Here is a 17,440-nt window from a genome sequence, read left to right as displayed (position 1 = left end):
CATGAGAATCGCCTATGTCTGCACGGATCCCGGGATCGAGATCTTCGGCACCAAGGGTGCCGCGATCCACGTCCGCGCGGTGATCACCGAGCTGCTCCGGCGCGGCCACGAGGTGCAGTTGATCACGCCCCGGCCGGGCGACCGGCCGACGCTGCCGGTCCCGGTGCACCGGCTGCCGGTGGTCCGCGGCGACGAGCCGGCCGACCGGGAACGGTCCGCCCAGGCCAGTGACGCCGCCGTCGCCGGAGTCCTGGACACGCTGCGGCCGGACCTCGTCTACGAGCGGTACGCCCTCTGGGGCCGGACCGCGACCGCGTGGGCCGCACGCCGTGGCGTGCCAAGCCTGCTCGAGGTCAACGCACCGCTGACCACGGAGCAGGCGACGTTCCGCAACCTGGCCGATGCCGCCGGCGCGGACCGGGTCGCGGCCGCCGCGATCGGCGCAGCGACGGCGGTGGTCTGCGTCAGCGCCGGCGTGGCCGACTGGGCCCGAACGCTGTCCCGGCGGCCGGAGCGGATCGCGGTGATCGGCAATGGGGTCGACCCGGCCCGGATCACGCCGTCGCCCCGCCCGGTCGCGCCGGCCGAGGCGCCCGACTTCACGGTCGGTTTCGTCGGGTCGCTGAAGGCCTGGCACGGCGTCGACACCCTGATCCGGGCGCTGTCCCGGCTCCGCGGCGACCGGTACCCGTGGCGCGGGTTGATCGTCGGCGACGGGCCGATGCGGATGGACCTGGAACGGCTCGCCGCCGAACTCGGGATCGCCGACGCGATCGAGTTCACCGGGGCCATGGAAGCCGGCCGGGTCGTCGCCCAGCTGCACCGGATGGATGTCGCCTGCGCCCCGTACCCGGCGCTGGGGCGGTTCTACTTCTCACCCCTGAAGGTGTACGAATACCTGGCGGCTGGGCTGCCGGTGATCGGCAGCGCGATCGGCGAGATCCCGGCCGTCCTCGATCATGGCCGGCTGGGCCGGCTGGCGCCGCCCGGGGACCCGGCCGCGCTGGCCGACGCGCTGGTGCTGCTCCGGCGTGATCACGGCGAACGGCTGCGGCTGCGCGACGCCGGCCGGCGCGCCGCGGTCACCCGGCACAGCTGGGCCGGCGTGGTGGACCGCTCGCTGGCCCTGATCGACCGCCAGGCGGTCGCCTGATGCCGGCGTCCGCGAAGCGCGGGTTGTCCGGCGCCCTGCCCGGGCTGCGCCGCACGCTGCACCGGTTCCGGCACCAGGTCGCCGCGGAACGGAAGTTGATCTTGGTCGGGTTGCTGGCCCTGTTCGCCGAGGTCGCGCTCCGGCTGCTGGAGCCCTGGCCGCTGGCGTACGTCATCGACGCCATCGTGGCCGCCACCGGCGCCGACCTGGCCACCCGCGGCGCGCCCGTGCCGGGCATCCCCGGGGTCGCCCATCTCACGGTCCTGTTGATCATCTGCGCCGCCGCCCTGGTCGGCGTGGTCGCGCTCCGCGCCGGCGCCGCGTACCTGATGACGGTCTGCTTCGCGCTGGCCGGCAACCGGGTGCTGACCCGGGTCCGGACCGAGTTGTACGGGCACCTGAACCGGCTGTCGCTGCGGTTCCACGAGTCGCGCCGGACCGGCGACCTGGTCACCCGGGTGACCGGCGACATCGGCCGGCTCCAGGAGGCGACCGTCACCGCGGCGATCCCGCTGGCCGGCAACGTGATCACGCTGGCCGGCATGTTCGTGGTGATCGTGATCATGGACTGGCAGCTGGCCCTCGCGGTCGCCGTGGTGTTCCCGTTGTTCCTGCTGATCGGCGGCCGGCTCACCCGCAAGATCAACTCGGTGTCCCGCGGCCAGCGGGAGGCCGAGGGAGCGCTCGCTTCGCTCGCCACCGAGTCGCTCGGCGCGATGCCCGTGGTGCAGAGCTACGCGCTGGAATCGCGGCTGGAGCAGCGGTTCGGCGGCAGCAGCGAACGGACCCTGGCGGACGGGGTCCGGGCCAAGAAGCTGTCCGCCGGGCTGGAACGCAAGACCGACGTCCTGGTCGGCCTGGCCACCGGCGTCGTGCTGCTGCTCGGCGGCCACCGGGTGCTGGCCGGGGCGCTCACGCCGGGTGAGCTGACCGTGTTCCTCACCTATCTGAAGACGGCGTTCCGGCCGCTCCGCGACATCGCGAAATACACCGGGCGGATCGCGAAGGCCGCCGCCTCCGGCGAGCGGATCGTGGACCTGCTGGACACCCGGCCGGAGATCGTCGACGCGCCGTGGGCCCGGCCCGCACCGCGGTTCCGCGGCCTGATCGAATTCCGCGACGTCGTGTTCGGCTACCGGCCCGGTCGGCCGGTCCTGAAGGGCCTGAACCTGATCATCCCGCCCGGCCGCCGGGTCGCGCTGGTCGGGCCGTCCGGCGCCGGCAAGTCGTCGATCGCCGGGCTGCTCAGCAGACTGCGGGATCCGGACGCGGGCCAGGTGCTGATCGACGGCCGCGACCTGCGCGACCTCACCCTCGACTCGGCCCGGTCCCAGGTCGCCGTCGTGCTGCAGGACAGCGTGCTGTTCGCCGACACGATCCGGGCCAACATCGCGTTCGGCGCGCCCGATGTCTACGGTGACGGCCGGCCGGTCGGCGAGGAGTGGATCCGGTGGGCGGCCCGGCTGGCCGGCGCGGACCAGTTCATCCAGGCCTTGCCGCAGGGGTACGACACCGTGATCGGCGAACGCGGCGCCACCCTGTCCGGCGGCCAGCGGCAACGGATCGCGATCGCCCGGGCCGCGATCCGGAACGCGCCGATCGTGATCTTGGACGAGGCCATGACCGGGCTGGACCCGGGCACCGAGGCCGAGGTCGCGGCGGCGTTGCGCCGGCTCACCGAGGGCCGGACCACGCTGGTGATCACGCACGACCTCGACGCCGCCCGGGACGCCGACCTGGTCTTCTGGATCGACGAAGGTCGCGTCGTCCGAGCCGGCACCCCCACCGCCGTCTTCGACCACCCAACCGATCCACGCGCCCTGAGCCTGTCGAAGGGCCGGGTCCGATGATCACTGACCGCGCCCTCCCCGGCCTGCCCATCCTCCTCGAAACGGACGGTGTGACCCAGCTCCGCTACAAGCCGGGCACCAGCTGCGTCGCCGCGATCGCCCGGCCGGACGGCCCCGCCTTCGGGTACGCGGTCTCACCGGCCGCCCGGCCGAAACTGGACAAGCTGATCCGCAAGGCGCCGCCCGGAACGATCATCGACCATGATCAAGAACGGAACCTGATCATGGCCCGGGCGGCCGCGGACCGGGACCTGCCCGCGCTCGCCGACCCGGCCGCGGCCGCCGTGTCGCTGTTGCCCGGTCCGCCGCCCGCGTTCCGTACCCTCGCGTACAAGCCGCAACGTCGCTGGGTCGCCCTCGCCTCTCAAGTCGGCCACGAACCGGTGCTGTTGCGGGCCTACCGGAGGACCACCGTTGCCGACGCGTACCTCCGGCTGGCCCGGTTCGATCGGCTCGCCGGGACCCGGCGTTCACTCGGCTGGGACGCCGACTACGCCGTGATCGCGACCAGCTTCGAGCCGGGCGAGAGCCTCGCCGAGCTGATCGAGTCCGGCGCCGCCACCGACGCGATGCTGACCGGCTGCGGGGCGGCGCTGGCCCGGCTCCATGATCATCAGCCGTTCCCAGGCGCTCCGGTCCGCGAGGCCGACCCGGCCGCGACCGTCGCCCTGCTCGGCGTCCTGTTGTCCGACCAGGCAAGCCGGGCGCAAGGAATTCTGGACCGGCTGCGGGCCACCGCCCCGGCCCGGGTTCCGCCGGTGCCGTGCCACGGCGACTTCTCGGCCGACCAGGTGATCATCCCGCCCGCCGGGTCGACGCGAACCGAGCCGACCTTGATCGACTTCGACCGGTCCGGGTTGGGCGATCCGGCCGCCGACCTGGCCGGGCTGTCCGCCGCCGGGCTCGGCCCGGACGCGGTCGACCGGGTGCTGGCCGGCTACCGAACCGTCCGACCGGTCCCGGCCGGGTTGGACTGGCACCGGGCCCGGGCGCTGCTGCTCCGCGCCGCCGACCCCTTCCGTACCGCGAGCCCGGACTGGCCCGCCGACATCCTCGCGAACCTGGACCGACTCGAGGAGGCCATGCCATGACCGACCATCCCATGTCCCCGACCTCCCAGCCGCGACCGTTCGACCTGTCCGCGACCGTTGCAACGGTCGCGGCCGGGTGGAACGGTCGCGGATGCCAGACGGGAGCCTCGCGGGGGCGGAGGGCCGAGGAGGTTCGGGTGACTCGCGCCCCTGAGCTCCCGGCGATCGTGGCCGGACTCGCCGACCTCGGCCTGCGCCTGGTCCGGTCCTGGCCGCGCGGCGCCGACCGGCTGCTGCTGGACCTCACCGACCATGATCATCGCCCGGTCGCCGGCCAGTGGCTGGCGGCGCCGGGCCGGGCCGCGGCGATCGCCGCCGCGACGCCCGGGGCGCACGCGGTCGGCCCGTTCGTCCTGCAGCCAGCGGGAGCCGACCGACGGCTGCCGGCCGTGGTCCGCCGGCTGCAGTGGCCGGGCACCGCGCTGCTCGGGCACCGGCCGGAACGCCGCGCCGTGCTCCGCGAGCCGGACGGCAGCTTCACCAAGATCGTCCGGCCGGACCGGTGGCGGCGCCTGGTCGACAGCGCCCGGCTCGCCGAGTCGCTGCCGCTGGCCACGCCGACGGTCCTCGACGCCGATCCGGGGCAGGCCTCGGTCACCACGGCCGCGCTGCCCGGCCGGACCCTCACCGCCCTGCTCACCGAACCCGCGGCCGCCGAGGCCTGCCGGGCCGCCGGCCGTGCGCTGGCCGGGCTGCATCGGCTCGACCCGGCGATCGCCACGGCCGGCCGGGCCATCCCGGCACTCCATGACCTGACCGCGGAACGGGCGGTCACCGCGCACTGGCAACGGCTCGCCGCCGAGTACGCGGCACCGCTGCCGGCCTGGCGCCCGCGGCGGCCCGCGCTCGGCCGGGTCCCGGAACCGCCGGAGCGGCCGGCCCTGATCCACCGGGATCTGCACGACGGCCAGCTGTTGATCAACGACGACGGCGAGGCCGGCCTGATCGACTTCGACCTGATCGCCGTCGGCGACCCTGCGCTCGACCTGGCCAACCTGATCGCGCACCTCGAACTCCGCGCGGACCAGGGCGTGCTCGCCGACCCGGAGCCGCTGATCGAGGCGGTGCTGAACGGCTACCGGCCGAGTTCGGCGCTCCGGTCCCGACTGCCGGGCTATCTGGCGCTGGCGCGGGCCCGGCTCGACGCGGTCTACGCGTTCCGGCCCTGAAGCAGTCGCTCCCTGAGCTTGTCGAAGGGCTAGGCCACAACCGGCTTGGCCCTTCGACAGGCTCAGGGCGCGTTCGGCAGTGCCCTAGTGTCGTGCGTCCCTAGTTCCTTAACAGTTGGCGACGCCCAGGCACGCACCTCGCGGCGTTCTCCTCAGTCGATATATGACCCGATATGTCTTCCTCGTCGGCCTGGCGATGCACGCACCTGGACGCCGCCACCTGTCAAGGAACTAGGGACGCACGACACTAGGCGGGCTCGGTGAGCGTCGCCCGGGCCACTTCCCGGGTCATCCGGCGCCGGTGATGGGACCGGCAGAGCGTCTCGTACCCGATGTTCGCGGACGGCTCCAGCTCGGTGTCGCCGACGACGACCTGGGCGCCCTCGGTGATCATCCGGCCGTCCGCGGTGCGGGCGTTGTGGGTGGCCCGGGCGCCGCACCAGCACAGCGGCTGCACCTGGAGCAGCTCGATCCGGTCGCACAGTTCGACCAGCCGCTGCGAGCCCGGGAACAGGGTGGTCCGGAAGTCGGTCAGGATCCCGAACGCGTACACGTCGATCTGAAGTTCGTCGACGATCCGGGCCAGGTCGTCGATCTGCTCGGCCCGATAGAACTGGGTCTCGTCACAGATCAGGTAGTCGATCCGGCTGCCCTGGGTCAGTTGCTCGACCACGTACCGCCAGAAGTTGAAGTCCTCGACGACCTCGATGGCCGGCCGTTCCAGGCCTAATCGGGACGAGATCGTCGCCTCCCCCGCCCGGTCCTGGCTGGTGAACAGCCGGCCGGCCCGGCCACCGGCCGAGTGGGTGTGATCGAACTGCAGGGCAAGGGTCGACTTCCCGCAATCCATCGGCCCGGTGTAGTACACGAACTCGGCCACCGACGAAGTGTGCCAAATTTCCACCTCCGCGCTGGACACGTCGCCCGGCGAGTTGAGAATTTCCTTAAGGTTGGATCGTGTCCGCAGAAGTTCAACACCTGCCCCCCGACAGTCTGCCAAGCTTGTCCGCCCGTTTCGCGACGGTCAGGCCGTCCGTCGTCCGCGAGCTGCTGGCGCTCACCCAGCGGCCCGGTGTCATCTCGTTCGCCGGCGGGCTGCCGGCGCCCGAGTTCTTCGACCTCGACGGCGCGCTGGCCGCGGTCCAGGAGGCGCTCGGCTCCCCCGCCGTGCTGCAGTACTCGCCGTCGGAGGGCAACGCCGAGCTGCGGGCCCGGATCGCCGAGCGGTACGGAGCGTTGGGCCTGGCCACCGAGCCCGAGCAGATCGTGATCACCACCGGTTCGCAGCAGGGCATCAGCCTGCTCGCCTCCACCCTGGTCGACCCGGGCGACGTGGTGCTGGTCGAGCGGCCCAGCTATCTCGCGGCGCTGCAGTGCTTCAGCCTGGCCGGGGCGCGGCTGGTCGGCGTGCCCGGCGCCGGCGACGAGGTCGACCTGGACGCGCTGGCCGAGCTGGCCGCCGAGCACCGACCGAAGGCCTTTTACACGGTGCCGAACTTCCACAACCCGACCGGCCGCACGTTGACCCCGGAGAACCGGGCCGGGATCGTCGCGGTCGCCGAGCGGTACGGGTTCCGGGTGATCGAGGACGACCCGTACCGGGAACTGAGCTATGGCGCGCCCGCCCCGGCGTCGCTGGCGATCGGCGCCGAGCCCGGCCGGGTGGTCAGCACCGGCAGCTTCTCCAAGATCCTGGCGCCCGGGCTGCGGCTCGGCTGGGTCCGGACCGACCCGTCGATCAAGTCCGCCGTCGTGATCGCCAAGCAGGCGGCCGACCTGCACACCTCGACCCTGGACCAGGCCGCCGCGGCCCGCTACCTGGCGTCCGGCCGGCTGGAGGGCGCGGTCGAGCGGTCCCGGGCCGGCTACGCCGAGCGGCGGGACGCGATGCTGGCCGGCCTGCCCGGGGCGCTGCCCGAGGGCAGCATCTGGAACCGGCCGGCCGGCGGCATGTTCGTCTGGGCCACGCTGCCCGAGACGTACGACACTGCCGCATTCCTCGGCGCCGCCATCGACCACGACGTCGCCTTCGTCCCGGGCGCCCCGTTCTTCACCGACCCGGCCCCGGCCAACACGATGCGGCTGTCCTTCGTCACATACCCGCCGGAGCAGATCGCCGAGGGTCTGCGCCGCCTCGCCGCCGTCTTCACGTAGCCGGAGCGGCGTCACCGAAGGCCCACCTCACCATCAGCGGGAACTCGTTTCGCCAGAAGGCGCCGCCGTGCTCGCCGGGACGTTCCTGCAGGATCACGTCCGCCCCGGCGGCACGGAGCGCGTCGGCCCAGCGGGTGGCGTTCTCCAGGAACCAGGGTTCCTCGGTCCCGCCGAGCAGGTACGCCCTCGGCAGCGGACCGGGAAGCACGTCGGGCGGCCGGTGGCCGCCGCCGGGCGAGGCGCAGAAGATCACCCCGTAGACGTCGGGGTGGCGCAGGCCGAGCGAGAGCGCGAGCTCCCCACCCGCCGACACTCCGCAGACCGCGGTCCGTTCGGCCGGCAGGTCGAGCTCGAACCGCGACCGCACCCAGGCCCGCACCTCGTCGACGAAGAACCGCTCGTGGGCGGTGAAGATCTGCTCGTCGAACTGCGGCGAGTACTCCTTGATCCGGGCCATCTCGTCCGGGTCGTCGGTCCGGTGCACGCCGACGACCATCGTCGGCGGCGCGTCGGCCTCCAGGTCCGGGCCCCACTGCGAGATCCCCTGCCCGTCGCCGGCGTACACGATCGCCTCGGGCGGCCGCCGCGGCACAGAGACGGTGACTTGGCGCCCGCCGTCGTAGCCGAAGCTCTCGGTGACGAACTCTCCGGCCACGTTCATGATCATCTCCTGGTCGGTGGCGGGCGCCGCGTCGGGTCGCGATTCATGCCGTCATCCTGGCAGCATCCGCCGACAGCGACAGCGACGGCACGGGCGCGACACAGGCGTATATTGGAGTAAGCACGCTACTAATCGTGCGGGTGGACCTGGGGAGGCTGCGGTGACCGAGCGACTCGAACTACAACCCGGACCGCTGATCCCGGACTCTCTGCCCGTTCGCGGCGCCCTCTTCGGTGCCGCGATCGGCTTCGGCGGCTCGCTGTGCTATCTGATGGTCTCCATGATCATCGGCTACGCCCCGGTCCTGGTGGCCGAGCTGGCCAACACCTGGCCGATCACCGGACCTCAGCTGCCGACGACGCCGATGATCGCGGCGTTCTACCTGATCGTGGCGCTGCTGTACGGAGTCCTGCCGGCGACCGTGGCCGGTCTTGTCGCCGGAGCCATCATCGGCCTGATCCTCCGGCTGAGGCCGCCCCAGCCGCTGGCCGAGTGGCTGACCGGAACGCTCGTGTGTGTCGCCGCCCTCGCCGTCCTGGTGGGGGTGTTCGCGGCGTTCCTGCCGGACCTCGCGGGGTCCGGGCTGGCCGCGGTCTTCCTCGCGCCGTCCCTGATCTTCGTCCTCGCCGGCGGCCCGTTCGCGATCTTGCTCCGGCGCTACGCCGAGGGGCGCGCGGCGATCCGGTCAAGATCACGCACCGCGTAGCGTTGGTGCTCCCACTCCTCCTCGAGAATCGTGTGCAGGCAGGAACGTACGGTCTCCGCATAGTCCGGCTCATGCGGATTCGGCCGCTGCTCGGCCAGTTCCTCCGCTGTCACCGCCGCGAGAAAATCGCGGACCATCGCGACCCGGTCCGCGCGGACCTCGAGCACCTCGTCGTAGCCCGGCGGCTCGGTCGCGAACACCCCGGGATGCTTAGCGGCCGACTCAGCGTCCATCAGGCCGAGCGGATGGAACGGCTGCTCCCGCCGGAGCACGGCCTTGCCGAGCCACATGTCGGTGGCCAGCACCAGGTGCCGCAGCGTCTGGGCGAAAGACCACTCGTCGTCGACGGAGACATCGACGGTCCCGTCCGGCATTGCCGCGGCCCGTTCCATGATCACCGCCCAGGCCTGCTCGAGCTTCGCCCAGGCCGCGCGCAGCCCGTCGGGATCGGCGGCCCGGCGTTCGGCCCGCCCCGGGAACCGGCGGCAGAGTTCCGCCTCGACCAGCGGCACCACATCGACGTCGTTGATCATCAGCGTGCCGTCGTACAGCCACGGCGCGTCGATCTCCGCTCCGTCGACGCTCACCGCCCGCATCACCACCCCGCCCAGATCGCTGCGCCGGATCCTGGACCCGGACAGGTTCACCCGGTAGAACCGGGATCCCTGCAGGTCCTCGGAATCGAACTCGGCCATACGCTCCTCCTCGATTCAACGTGCCGGCTGACGACGATCGGCATCGGAACCCCTCGGTAGCGGATCCGTCCTTGGACCCGGTACTGTTTCAATTCTTTCAATCAGTGATCGTAGTGGAGTCAGCGCGACGTGTCGACCAGCCAGCAGGTACCGGATTACGAGCTCGACGAGGTACGGATCGTCACGTCGAACCGGGAGCTCAGGGCGATGTTCGACCCGTTCCGGGGCACCCTGCTGCAGCTGCTGCTCGAGCGCGCGGCCTCGATCCAGGAGCTCGCCACCGCGGTCGACCGGCCGAAGGGCACGGTCGCCTATCACGTCCGGCTGCTCGTCGAGGCCGGGATGATCAAGGTGGTCCGGACCCAGACCGTGCGGGGCCAGCGGGAACGCTTCTACGGAAGGACGGCCCGGCTCTTCGGCGTCGGCCGGATCACCCCGGAACAGACCGCGCTGATCCCCCATCCGATGGCCGAGTGGGCCGCCGAGACCGCGCCTGCCCACGCCGCGGACGCGCTGCGGGCGATCCGGCGCCACGCCTGGATCGACGAGGCGGTCGCCGACGAGTTCTGGGACCGGGTACTGGAACTGGTCAGCGAGTTCTCCCAGCTCCCCCGCAGCGAGCCGGGCCGGGCGCACGCCTTCCTGGTCGCGTTCTACCCGACCGAGTTCCCACGGCTGCCCGAGCGACCGGGGTCCTGAGGTCAGTCGACGAAGAGCGGGACGATCATCTCGGCCTCGGTGAGCGAGCCGTGCATGCCGATCAGGCCCATCTCGCGTTCCATCCGGCGGGTCATCCCGGCCCAGTCGTCCCGGAACGCGGCGACGACGTGGCCGTACCGTTCCTTGATCGACTCGTCGACCGGGCCGAACCAGCCGTCCTCGATCGCCTCGTCCCGGGTCCGGACCCAGGCCCGGTCACCGAGCCGGTCCCGCCAGCGCGCGGCGACGGCCTCCGGGCGATCATGATCGACATAGAGCTGCCGGAACCGGCCCTCGCCGGCCACGTCCGTGACGCCGGCGTCCAGCTCCGGGTCGTCCTCGATCACGATCCGGTGATCATCGGGGATGTCGATCATGCCGTGATCACCCGTGATGATCATCCGTACGTCGTCGTCCAGCCGGTCCCGGATCGCGCGGCAGAGCGCATCCGCGTCGGTCAGGGCGCCGTGCCAGTCGTGCGAGCTCACCCCGTGCGCATGCCCCGCGTGATCAAGCCGCCGCTCGTAGGCGTAGACCAGGCTCCGCTGCCCGCGCTGGGCCGCCCGGGCCACCATCGCGGCCCGTCCTTCAAGATCATCTTCGTCGCGGAAGCCGCGGAACTCGGCGCCGCGCAGGGCGGCCCGGGTCAGGCCGCTGCCGGTGAAGCGGTCCAGCGAGACGGTCGTCGTGGCGACCCCGGCGGCGCTGGCCCGGTCGAAGATCGTCGGCAGCGCCTGATAGGCCTCCGGGTCGATCGCCGACTCCCAGAAGAGGTGGTTCAGGATCTCCCGGGTCTGCGGCACCCGGGCCGTCCAGCCGACCATGCCGTGCCGGCCGGGCGGCATCCCGGTGCCGAGGCAGGTCAGACTGGTCACGGTCGTGCTCGGCACGCCGGACGTGATCGTCCGGGCCCGGTCCAGCAGCCCGGCCAGGTACGGCGCCTGCCGGATCGCCCGCCGGACCAGTTGATCACCGAGCCCGTCGATGACGATCAGCACGTACCGCTGCGCGTCGGGCAGAGCGAGCGGATCGCTGTCGTACGAAGGAACTCCGAGGTGAGCGGCCAGCCCGGGCAGCAGCTCGGCGAGGGTCGTGGCGCCGTAATGCGGAATGATCATCGAGCTCAGGACGTCGCCCGCTGCAGGTTCGTGGCGAACTGCACCAGTCGGGCGACGCTCTCCGAGCCTTCGATCGCGGCACTGATCCGGACCGTCAGGTCGTCCGAGGTCAGGTTGCCGGTGTAGCCGTGGTCGGCCTCGCAGTTGGGGTCGTTGCAGCCGGCCGGCTCCAGATCGAGCCGGTTCATCGCGCCCCAGCCGATGGTCAGCCAGGTCTCCACCACCGCGTCCGGTGCGCCGTGATAGTGCTCGGGGCGGGCCACCACCCGGGTCACCACCACATTGTTGATCTTGGTCAGCCGGATCGACTCGGTCGACGCCGATGCGTACGCCCCGTCGGTCGGCGGATCCGCCGGATGATCATCCGTGTGCCCGACGATCAGCCGGGTCGGGGTCAGCGCCAATACGGTGACGTGGCGGTGGATCTCGTCGCCGGAGAACGTCGGCGCATGGTGCACCACGAAGTCGATGAGCTCCTCGTCGCCGAGCGCCAGCAGGACCGAATCCTCGACCAGCTCAGGAAAGTAGCCACTGGCGTCGATCTCGGCGCGCAGGCCCTTTCGGGTGCCGGAGTTCACCTTCATGGCGGTCATCCTGCCATGGATCCGTGGTCGCCTCGGACCAGCCATCGGAGTCAGAGAGTCCGGGCCATCGGATCCCGCTGGTCGCTGGTCGGGGCGATCAGGACCCGCGCGCCGAGCACGTGGACGCCGGTCACGGAGGCGATCACCGGGCTGAGCCGGACCGAGGCCAGCTGCGGTACGTCATCGGCGAGCTGGGCCAGCCGGTGCAGCAGGTCCTGCACCGCCGCCACGTCCACGCCCGGCGAGCCGTCCCGCCCGAACAGGGTCGGCGCCGCCCGCAGGTCGCGCACCATCGCGGCGGCGTCGGCGGTGGTCAGCGGCGGCACGCGGTGGACGGTGTCGCCGAGGAGTTCGCTGGCGATCCCGTCCAGGCCGAGCGACAGCATCGGGCCGAACGCGGCGTCCTCCCGGCTGGTCATGATCAACGGCACGCCCGGCGGCGCCATCGCCTGGATCACCGGGTCGGCCACCACCGGATCGTCGCCGAGGCCGAGCTCGGCAGTCAGCTGGCCCAGTTCCGCCCAGGCGTCCCGGAGCGCCTCCGGGGTCTCCAGGTTGCGGTAGACGCCGGCCAGGTCCGGCCGGCCGCGGACCCCCTTGGACCGCGCCTTCAGCACCACGTCCCAGCCGAGCCGGGCGGCCACCTCGGTCGCCTGCTCCAGGCTGGACACCCGGTGCCGCGGCACCAGCGAGATCCCGTACGTGGCCAGCAGCGCGGTCGCTTCCGGGCCGGTCAGTTCCCGGCCGGCCCGGTCCCGGGACAGCACCCGGTTCACCACCCGCTTGGCGGCCAGTTCGTCGACGTCGAGCAGCGGCACCGCGCCCGGGTCCCGTTCCCGCCAGTGCGCGTACGCACTCAGGGCGGACAACGCCTGGACCGCGTCGGCCGGGGCGTCGAACGTCGGCAGCCCGCCCGGCTTGTCGTCGTCGCCGTTGTCCAGGTCGGAGTACTCCTGGAAGTCGATCAGGACCCCGACCAGCGGCTTCTTCGCCTCCGCGGCCAGCTCGGCCAGCGCGCCGTGAATCGCGTCCGTACCGCTGTCGAAGATCGCCACTGCCGCGCAGACGACGGCGTCGCAGCCGTCGTCCGCCAGCGCCTGCCGGGCCGCCTCCGCGTAGCGTTCCGGGGCCGCGTCGCCGGGCAGCACCACCGGGTCGCCGCCGGCCAGCAGGCCGACCGCGGTCACCGTGTGGGTCAGCTGCTGGACCAGGGTCGCCGAGTTCGCGATCACCCGGACCCGCGGCCCGGCCGGCAAGGGCTGCCGGGCCGCGATCTTGGCGATGTCGAACATGGCGCCGCGGCGGTGCACGACGATCACGCCGGCCTGCCGGAACAGCGCGTCGACGGCCTGCTCCGGTGCGTGCCCGAGGCCGCCGCGGACCCCGATGTGACTGGACCGGCGGGCCTGGCCCGGCGCGAACACGATCACCGGCTTGGTCCGGGTCAGCTGCCGGATGATCCGGAAGAACTTGCGCGGGTTGCCCAGCGAGTCCAGCGTCAGCAGGCAGGCCCGGGTCGCCTCGTCGTCCTGCCAGAACTGCATCACGTCGTTGCCGGTGACGTCCGCGTACGCCCCCGAGCTGATGAACGAGGACAGCCCGATCTGCTGCCGCAGCGCCCGGTTGATCAGGGCGACGCCGACCGCGGCCGACTGGCAGAACATGCCGACGCCGCCGGTCCGCGGCATCGGTCCCGGGCTGGCGTTCAGCCCGACCGCCGGGTCGGTGTTGATCAAGCCCAGCGCGTCCGGACCGAGCGCGCGGATCCCGTACGCCCGAGCCAGGCTGACCACGGTCCGGTTGTCCTGCGTGGAGTCCGTACCGGTGAGCACGACCATCGCCGTGGCACCCTTGTGGGCGGCGTCGATCACGACCGCCCCCAGCTCGTTGGTCGGGATGGACACCAGGACCAGGTCGATCGAGCCCTCGATGGTGGCGATCGAGGTCGCGGTACGGACTCCGGAGACGGCCGTGGCGTCCGTACTGACGGCAATCACCTCACCCCGGAATCCCCCGCTCAGCAGGGAATTGACCAGGCCCTGGACCCGCCGGCCGCGGCCCAGCACGACCACCCGCTCCGGGGTCAGCAGCCGCCGCATCGAAGCCGCCTCGGCCCGGTGCTCGCGCCGCTCCATCACGCCGACCGACGTGTCGGTGGGCAGGATCGGGAACTCCACGGAGAGCACGCCGTCCTCGACGTCCTTGGACACCTTGTAGCCGGCGTCGGCGAACACCTGGGCCATCCGCCGGTTCTCCGGCAGCACCTCGGCGACGAACTTGGTGATCCCGCGCTCCCGGGCCGCCTCGGCCAGGTGCTCCAGCAGCAGCTGCGCGATGCCCCGGCCCTGGTGCGCATCCTCGATCAGGAACGCAACCTCGGCCTGGTCGTTCTCGATCCGGTCGTACCGGCCGACGCCGATCATCAGTTCGCCGAGCGTGAGGATGAAGGCGACCCGGTCCACGTAGTCGACCTCGGTGAACCGCTGCACGTCCCGCTGGCTCAGCCGCGGGTACGGGGCGAAGAACCTCAGGTACTTCGATTCCGGCGACACCCGGTCGTAGAACTCGACCAGCAGGTTCGCGTCACTCGGCTTGATCGGGCGCAGCCGAGCCACCCGACCGTCGGTGAGCAGCACGTCCGCCTCCCACTGGGTGGGATAGCCCGGCGGGTTGCTGCTCTGCTGCGCCGCTGACACATCGCTGAGCCTATTCGCCTCCGCCCGGTTCACGAGAGTCGGCGGACGAGATCTGGCTCTCATCAGCGAGCTGGGCGATCACGGTGATGGTTCCGGGCGCGATCTCGGTGAACCCGGCGTCGCGTACGGCGAGCAGCCGCTGGTCCTGCCACGCCTCGCCCGCGTCGGCCAGCCGCTCGGACAGCTGTTGCCAGTCCGCCGCACCGACCCGCCGTGCCGTGGCCGGGCAGCCCTGGTCGGCCCAGGCGGTCAACGTGTCGGGGTCGTCGGCGGCGAGCAGCGCGGCGGCGATCATGCCGGCGTGCCCGGTCTGGGCCATCGTCTTGCCCAGCGACATCACCGGTTCCGGCGGCAGCCACAGCCGCAATACTCCGTGCCCTGAGCCTGTCGAAGGGCCCAAGTCCGGGGCGTCGTCCACCGGCAGATCCGTGCCACCCACCTGCAGCCGCGCCACCCGCTTGTCCAACTCCGCGATCCGCCCCGGCAGCAGCGCGATCACCTCGGTGTCCCCGTCGGCCAGCGCGATCCCGGGCAGGTCGGCCAGCGCGGCCCAGTGGGCGCCGCGGGCCCGGCGGGTCACCTTGCGGATGTGGCCGGCGCAGTAGGCGGCGATCGCCTCCGCCCACGGCCCGCCCGGTTCGGCCCGCGGGTCGAGGCAGAGCCGGGCCGCCGCCGTCGCCGCCAGGCCGGCCGCGGCGTGCCAGGACGGTTCGGCGGTGCGTTCCAGCCGGAGCACCAGCTGCATCGCCCGGATGTCCTCGGCGGCCTCATCCCGATCGTCGATGATCTCCTCGCCGGAGAGCCCGAGCCAGTGCAGATAGCGACGTCGCAACGGTTCCAGCGCCTGTCCGATCACCACGGCCCCATCCTGGCATCGGGCTCTCATCGTTCACCGCTACCCTCGGCGCCTGTGAGTCAACGGAGCCGTACCCTGCGGACGCTGCTCGGCGGTGTGCGGCGCCGGATCGGCCGCGACCGAACCGCCGCCGGACACCCGGCCGAGCGAGCCCTGGTGGAGACCTTCACGAAGCAGGAGATCGCCGGCTGGCTGCTGCTGCCGCCGGATGCCCCGGAGTGCCGGGTGTCCCTGTGGCTGAACGACATCGCCGCGACCGAGGTCGTCGCCCATCCCGAACCGGACACCGTCGGCGGGCTGCAACGCCGCCGGTTCCGGTTCGTGCTGTACGACTTCTGGCGATTCGCCCGGACCACCGACACCATCTCGGTCCGGTACGACGAGCGCCCGGTCCTGCTGGCGGCGAGGAAGAGCTACGGCTATCGCCCCAAGATCGACGGCCGGTCGACGCCGGAGGAGTTGATCACACTGCTGCGGACCGGCCACATCTTCGGCCAGGGCGGCAAGATCCAGCTCGGCAAGATCATCGACACTGGCTGGCAGGACCAGGTGCTGCGGCTGCACGACGCCGTGCACCGGCACCTGGAAGCCGAGTTCGGCCTGCGAACGTTCCTCGGCTACGGCACCCTGCTCGGGTACGTCCGTGATCATGGTTTCATCGACCATGATCGCGACTTCGACGGTGCCTACCTGTCCCGGCACACCGATCCCGCCGCGGCGGCCGAGCAGTTGATCACCGTCGCCGAATCGCTGATCCGCAAGGGATTCCAGGTGATCCCGAAGGCATCCTGCCTCGCGATCAAGGACCTCGACTCCGGTGCGGCGCAGATCGACCTGTTCCACCTCGTCGGCCGGCCGGACGGCACCGTCGGCTTCCCGTTCGGCAGCGTCGGCTCCGCTCCCGTACCGGTGTCGGCGATCGAGCCCCTGCAGCCGGCGACGCTGGCGGGCCGCCCGGTTCTGGTGCCGGCCGACCCGACCGCGATCGTCGAGCACCTCTACGGCCCGGGCTGGCGGGTGCCCGATCCCGGCTTCAGCTGGCTGACCGCCCGGACCACCCGGGAGAGCCGGGCGCTGCTCGACCATGATCAACAGGACCGGCTCTATTGGACCGACTTCTACGCGCGGCCCGAGCTGTTGCCGCCGTCCTCCTTCGCGCCGTGGGTCCTTGATCATCCGGAGCTGCCCGACCGGGTCGTCGACCTCGGCTGCGGCGACGGCCGGGACAGCCCGGTGCTCGCCGGCGACGGTCGGACGGTAATCGGGATCGACCGCATCCCGGCGGCGGTGGCGCTCGCCCGGAGCCGTACCGAGGAGGCGTCGTTCGTCGAGGCGGACCTCAACGACGGCGACGCCCTGGCGGACCTGCTGGGACGGGCGCGCGGAGCATCCGGCGCACCGCTGTTGCACTACGCCCGCGGCCTCGCCGGCACGCTGCCCGAACCGGCCTGGCTCACCCTGCTGGACCGCCTCGCCGCCACCGGCCGCCCTGGCGACCTGCTCGCCCTGGAACTGCGGATCGACGCCGACCGGAACCGCCCGAAGGCCAACTTCCGCTCGTTCCGCCGCTTCCCGCCGCCGGCCGAGGTGATCACCCAGCTGACCGACCGCGGCTGGACGATCCTGGACCGGGAGGACGGCACCGGCCTCTCCCCCTACCGCACGGAGGACCCGGCCCTGCTCCGCCTCCTCGCCACCCGCCGACAGTGATTCTCGCCGGTCAGTGAGGGTGTCGCAGAATTCGATCCATAGGCACCATCACCGAAGAATGCGGCCCGGCCCGTAATCAAGGCCTACGACTGGAGCGAATTTCAGCCGGTCAGTCGCGGCGAAAATCCACAGCGGTCGTGCCGTGAGGTGAACGGGGCCGAAGCCATACGTCGGCCAGCTCCCGGCGAGCACTCTCGCTCACTGAGCGGACTCCTTGACCTCGATTTCGGCCGGATCTGCCGGTCAACGCGTCCGCTCGACGACGTCACGGCACCAGCAAGATCTTCCGCGAGGTCGC

15 protein-coding genes are annotated in these 17,440 nt (G+C 72.0%); 8 read left to right on the top strand and 7 right to left on the bottom strand.

Annotated elements, in window-relative coordinates; translation table 11 throughout:
• Position 1: 1 nt before the first annotated feature.
• From BKA15_RS33715 to BKA15_RS33700, 4 genes are all read left to right on the top strand, one after another.
• Entirely contained in the window at positions 2-1,153 is a 1,152-nt protein-coding gene (locus BKA15_RS33715; RefSeq protein ID WP_179757981.1) for a glycosyltransferase family 4 protein, read from the top strand.
• A complete protein-coding gene (locus BKA15_RS33710) occupies positions 1,153-3,003 on the top strand; it encodes an ABC transporter ATP-binding protein (RefSeq protein WP_179757980.1) in 1,851 nt (616 codons plus the stop codon). Before BKA15_RS33715 ends, BKA15_RS33710 begins: the two co-directional genes overlap by 1 nt.
• Complete coding sequence (locus BKA15_RS33705) at positions 3,000-4,094, top strand: phosphotransferase family protein (RefSeq protein WP_179757979.1); 1,095 nt, start codon at positions 3,000-3,002, stop codon at positions 4,092-4,094. Before BKA15_RS33710 ends, BKA15_RS33705 begins: the two co-directional genes overlap by 4 nt.
• 137 nt (positions 4,095-4,231) lie before the next feature.
• Positions 4,232-5,263 carry a phosphotransferase gene (locus BKA15_RS33700; protein ID WP_179757978.1) on the top strand — a complete coding sequence of 344 codons (1,032 nt, stop codon included), beginning with the start codon at positions 4,232-4,234 and terminating at the stop codon, positions 5,261-5,263.
• Positions 5,264-5,510: 247 nt separating this feature from the next.
• On the opposite strand, the gene BKA15_RS33695 is transcribed toward BKA15_RS33700, so the two are convergent.
• A complete protein-coding gene (locus tag BKA15_RS33695) occupies positions 5,511-6,143 on the bottom strand; it encodes a thymidine kinase (protein WP_179757977.1) in 633 nt (210 codons plus the stop codon).
• A 122-nt stretch (positions 6,144-6,265) separates the two neighbouring features.
• Between BKA15_RS33695 and BKA15_RS33690 the strand changes: the two genes are divergently transcribed.
• Positions 6,266-7,417, top strand: coding sequence for an aminotransferase-like domain-containing protein (locus BKA15_RS33690; RefSeq protein WP_218871687.1), 1,152 nt, complete (start codon positions 6,266-6,268; stop codon positions 7,415-7,417).
• Here BKA15_RS33690 and BKA15_RS33685 read toward each other — a convergent pair.
• Positions 7,410-8,084, bottom strand: a complete 675-nt coding sequence (locus BKA15_RS33685) for an alpha/beta hydrolase (RefSeq protein ID WP_218871686.1) — start codon at positions 8,082-8,084, stop codon at positions 7,410-7,412. The two genes, BKA15_RS33690 and BKA15_RS33685, sit on opposite strands and share 8 nt — an antisense overlap.
• Before the next feature lie 154 nt (positions 8,085-8,238).
• On the opposite strand from BKA15_RS33685, the gene BKA15_RS33680 reads away from it, so the two are divergent.
• Entirely contained in the window at positions 8,239-8,784 is a 546-nt protein-coding gene (locus BKA15_RS33680; protein ID WP_179757975.1) for a hypothetical protein, read from the top strand.
• On the opposite strand, the gene BKA15_RS33675 is transcribed toward BKA15_RS33680, so the two are convergent.
• Positions 8,736-9,479, bottom strand: a complete 744-nt coding sequence (locus BKA15_RS33675) for a DinB family protein (RefSeq protein WP_179757974.1) — start codon at positions 9,477-9,479, stop codon at positions 8,736-8,738. The two genes, BKA15_RS33680 and BKA15_RS33675, sit on opposite strands and share 49 nt — an antisense overlap.
• Before the next feature lie 129 nt (positions 9,480-9,608).
• On the opposite strand from BKA15_RS33675, the gene BKA15_RS33670 reads away from it, so the two are divergent.
• Positions 9,609-10,178, top strand: coding sequence for an ArsR/SmtB family transcription factor (locus BKA15_RS33670; protein WP_179757973.1), 570 nt, complete (start codon positions 9,609-9,611; stop codon positions 10,176-10,178).
• 2 nt (positions 10,179-10,180) lie between these two features.
• Here the strand turns inward: BKA15_RS33670 and BKA15_RS33665 are convergent, their stop codons facing one another.
• Genes BKA15_RS33665 through BKA15_RS33650 form a run of 4 tightly spaced genes read right to left on the bottom strand, consistent with a single transcriptional unit; the run spans position 10,181 to position 15,435 of the window.
• On the bottom strand, positions 10,181-11,296 hold the full coding sequence (locus tag BKA15_RS33665) for an alkaline phosphatase family protein (RefSeq protein WP_179757972.1): 1,116 nt from the start codon (positions 11,294-11,296) through the stop codon (positions 10,181-10,183).
• Positions 11,297-11,301: 5 nt separating this feature from the next.
• Positions 11,302-11,880, bottom strand: a complete 579-nt coding sequence (locus tag BKA15_RS33660) for a DUF5998 family protein (RefSeq protein WP_179757971.1) — start codon at positions 11,878-11,880, stop codon at positions 11,302-11,304.
• Between the two features lie 50 nt (positions 11,881-11,930).
• Complete coding sequence (locus BKA15_RS33655; protein ID WP_179757970.1) at positions 11,931-14,576, bottom strand: bifunctional acetate--CoA ligase family protein/GNAT family N-acetyltransferase; 2,646 nt, start codon at positions 14,574-14,576, stop codon at positions 11,931-11,933.
• 10 nt (positions 14,577-14,586) lie between these two features.
• Positions 14,587-15,435, bottom strand: coding sequence for an aminoacyl-tRNA hydrolase (locus BKA15_RS33650; RefSeq protein ID WP_312879634.1), 849 nt, complete (start codon positions 15,433-15,435; stop codon positions 14,587-14,589).
• A 51-nt stretch (positions 15,436-15,486) separates the two neighbouring features.
• On the opposite strand from BKA15_RS33650, the gene BKA15_RS37130 reads away from it, so the two are divergent.
• Positions 15,487-17,142 (top strand): LicD family protein, encoded by a 1,656-nt coding sequence (locus BKA15_RS37130; protein WP_179757968.1) that lies wholly within the window; start codon positions 15,487-15,489, stop codon positions 17,140-17,142.
• Positions 17,143-17,440: the final 298 nt, after the last annotated feature.

Origin of the sequence: Microlunatus parietis (assembly GCF_013407955.1) — a bacterium.
In the GTDB taxonomy this organism is placed as follows: domain Bacteria; phylum Actinomycetota; class Actinomycetes; order Propionibacteriales; family Propionibacteriaceae; genus Microlunatus; species Microlunatus parietis.
Note: the sequence above shows the minus strand (reverse complement) of the source record. Positions and strands in the feature narration are given on the sequence as shown.

Coding starts and splice junctions, on each gene's coding strand:
- BKA15_RS33675 (WP_179757974.1), bottom strand. CDS start 9,479: ATGGCCGAGTTCGATTCCGAGGACCTGCAGGGATCCCGGTTCTACCGG.
- BKA15_RS33715 (WP_179757981.1), top strand. CDS start 2: ATGAGAATCGCCTATGTCTGCACGGATCCCGGGATCGAGATCTTCGGC.
- BKA15_RS33705 (WP_179757979.1), top strand. CDS start 3,000: ATGATCACTGACCGCGCCCTCCCCGGCCTGCCCATCCTCCTCGAAACG.
- BKA15_RS33685 (WP_218871686.1), bottom strand. CDS start 8,084: ATGATCATGAACGTGGCCGGAGAGTTCGTCACCGAGAGCTTCGGCTAC.
- BKA15_RS33710 (WP_179757980.1), top strand. CDS start 1,153: ATGCCGGCGTCCGCGAAGCGCGGGTTGTCCGGCGCCCTGCCCGGGCTG.
- BKA15_RS33660 (WP_179757971.1), bottom strand. CDS start 11,880: ATGAAGGTGAACTCCGGCACCCGAAAGGGCCTGCGCGCCGAGATCGAC.
- BKA15_RS33665 (WP_179757972.1), bottom strand. CDS start 11,296: ATGATCATTCCGCATTACGGCGCCACGACCCTCGCCGAGCTGCTGCCC.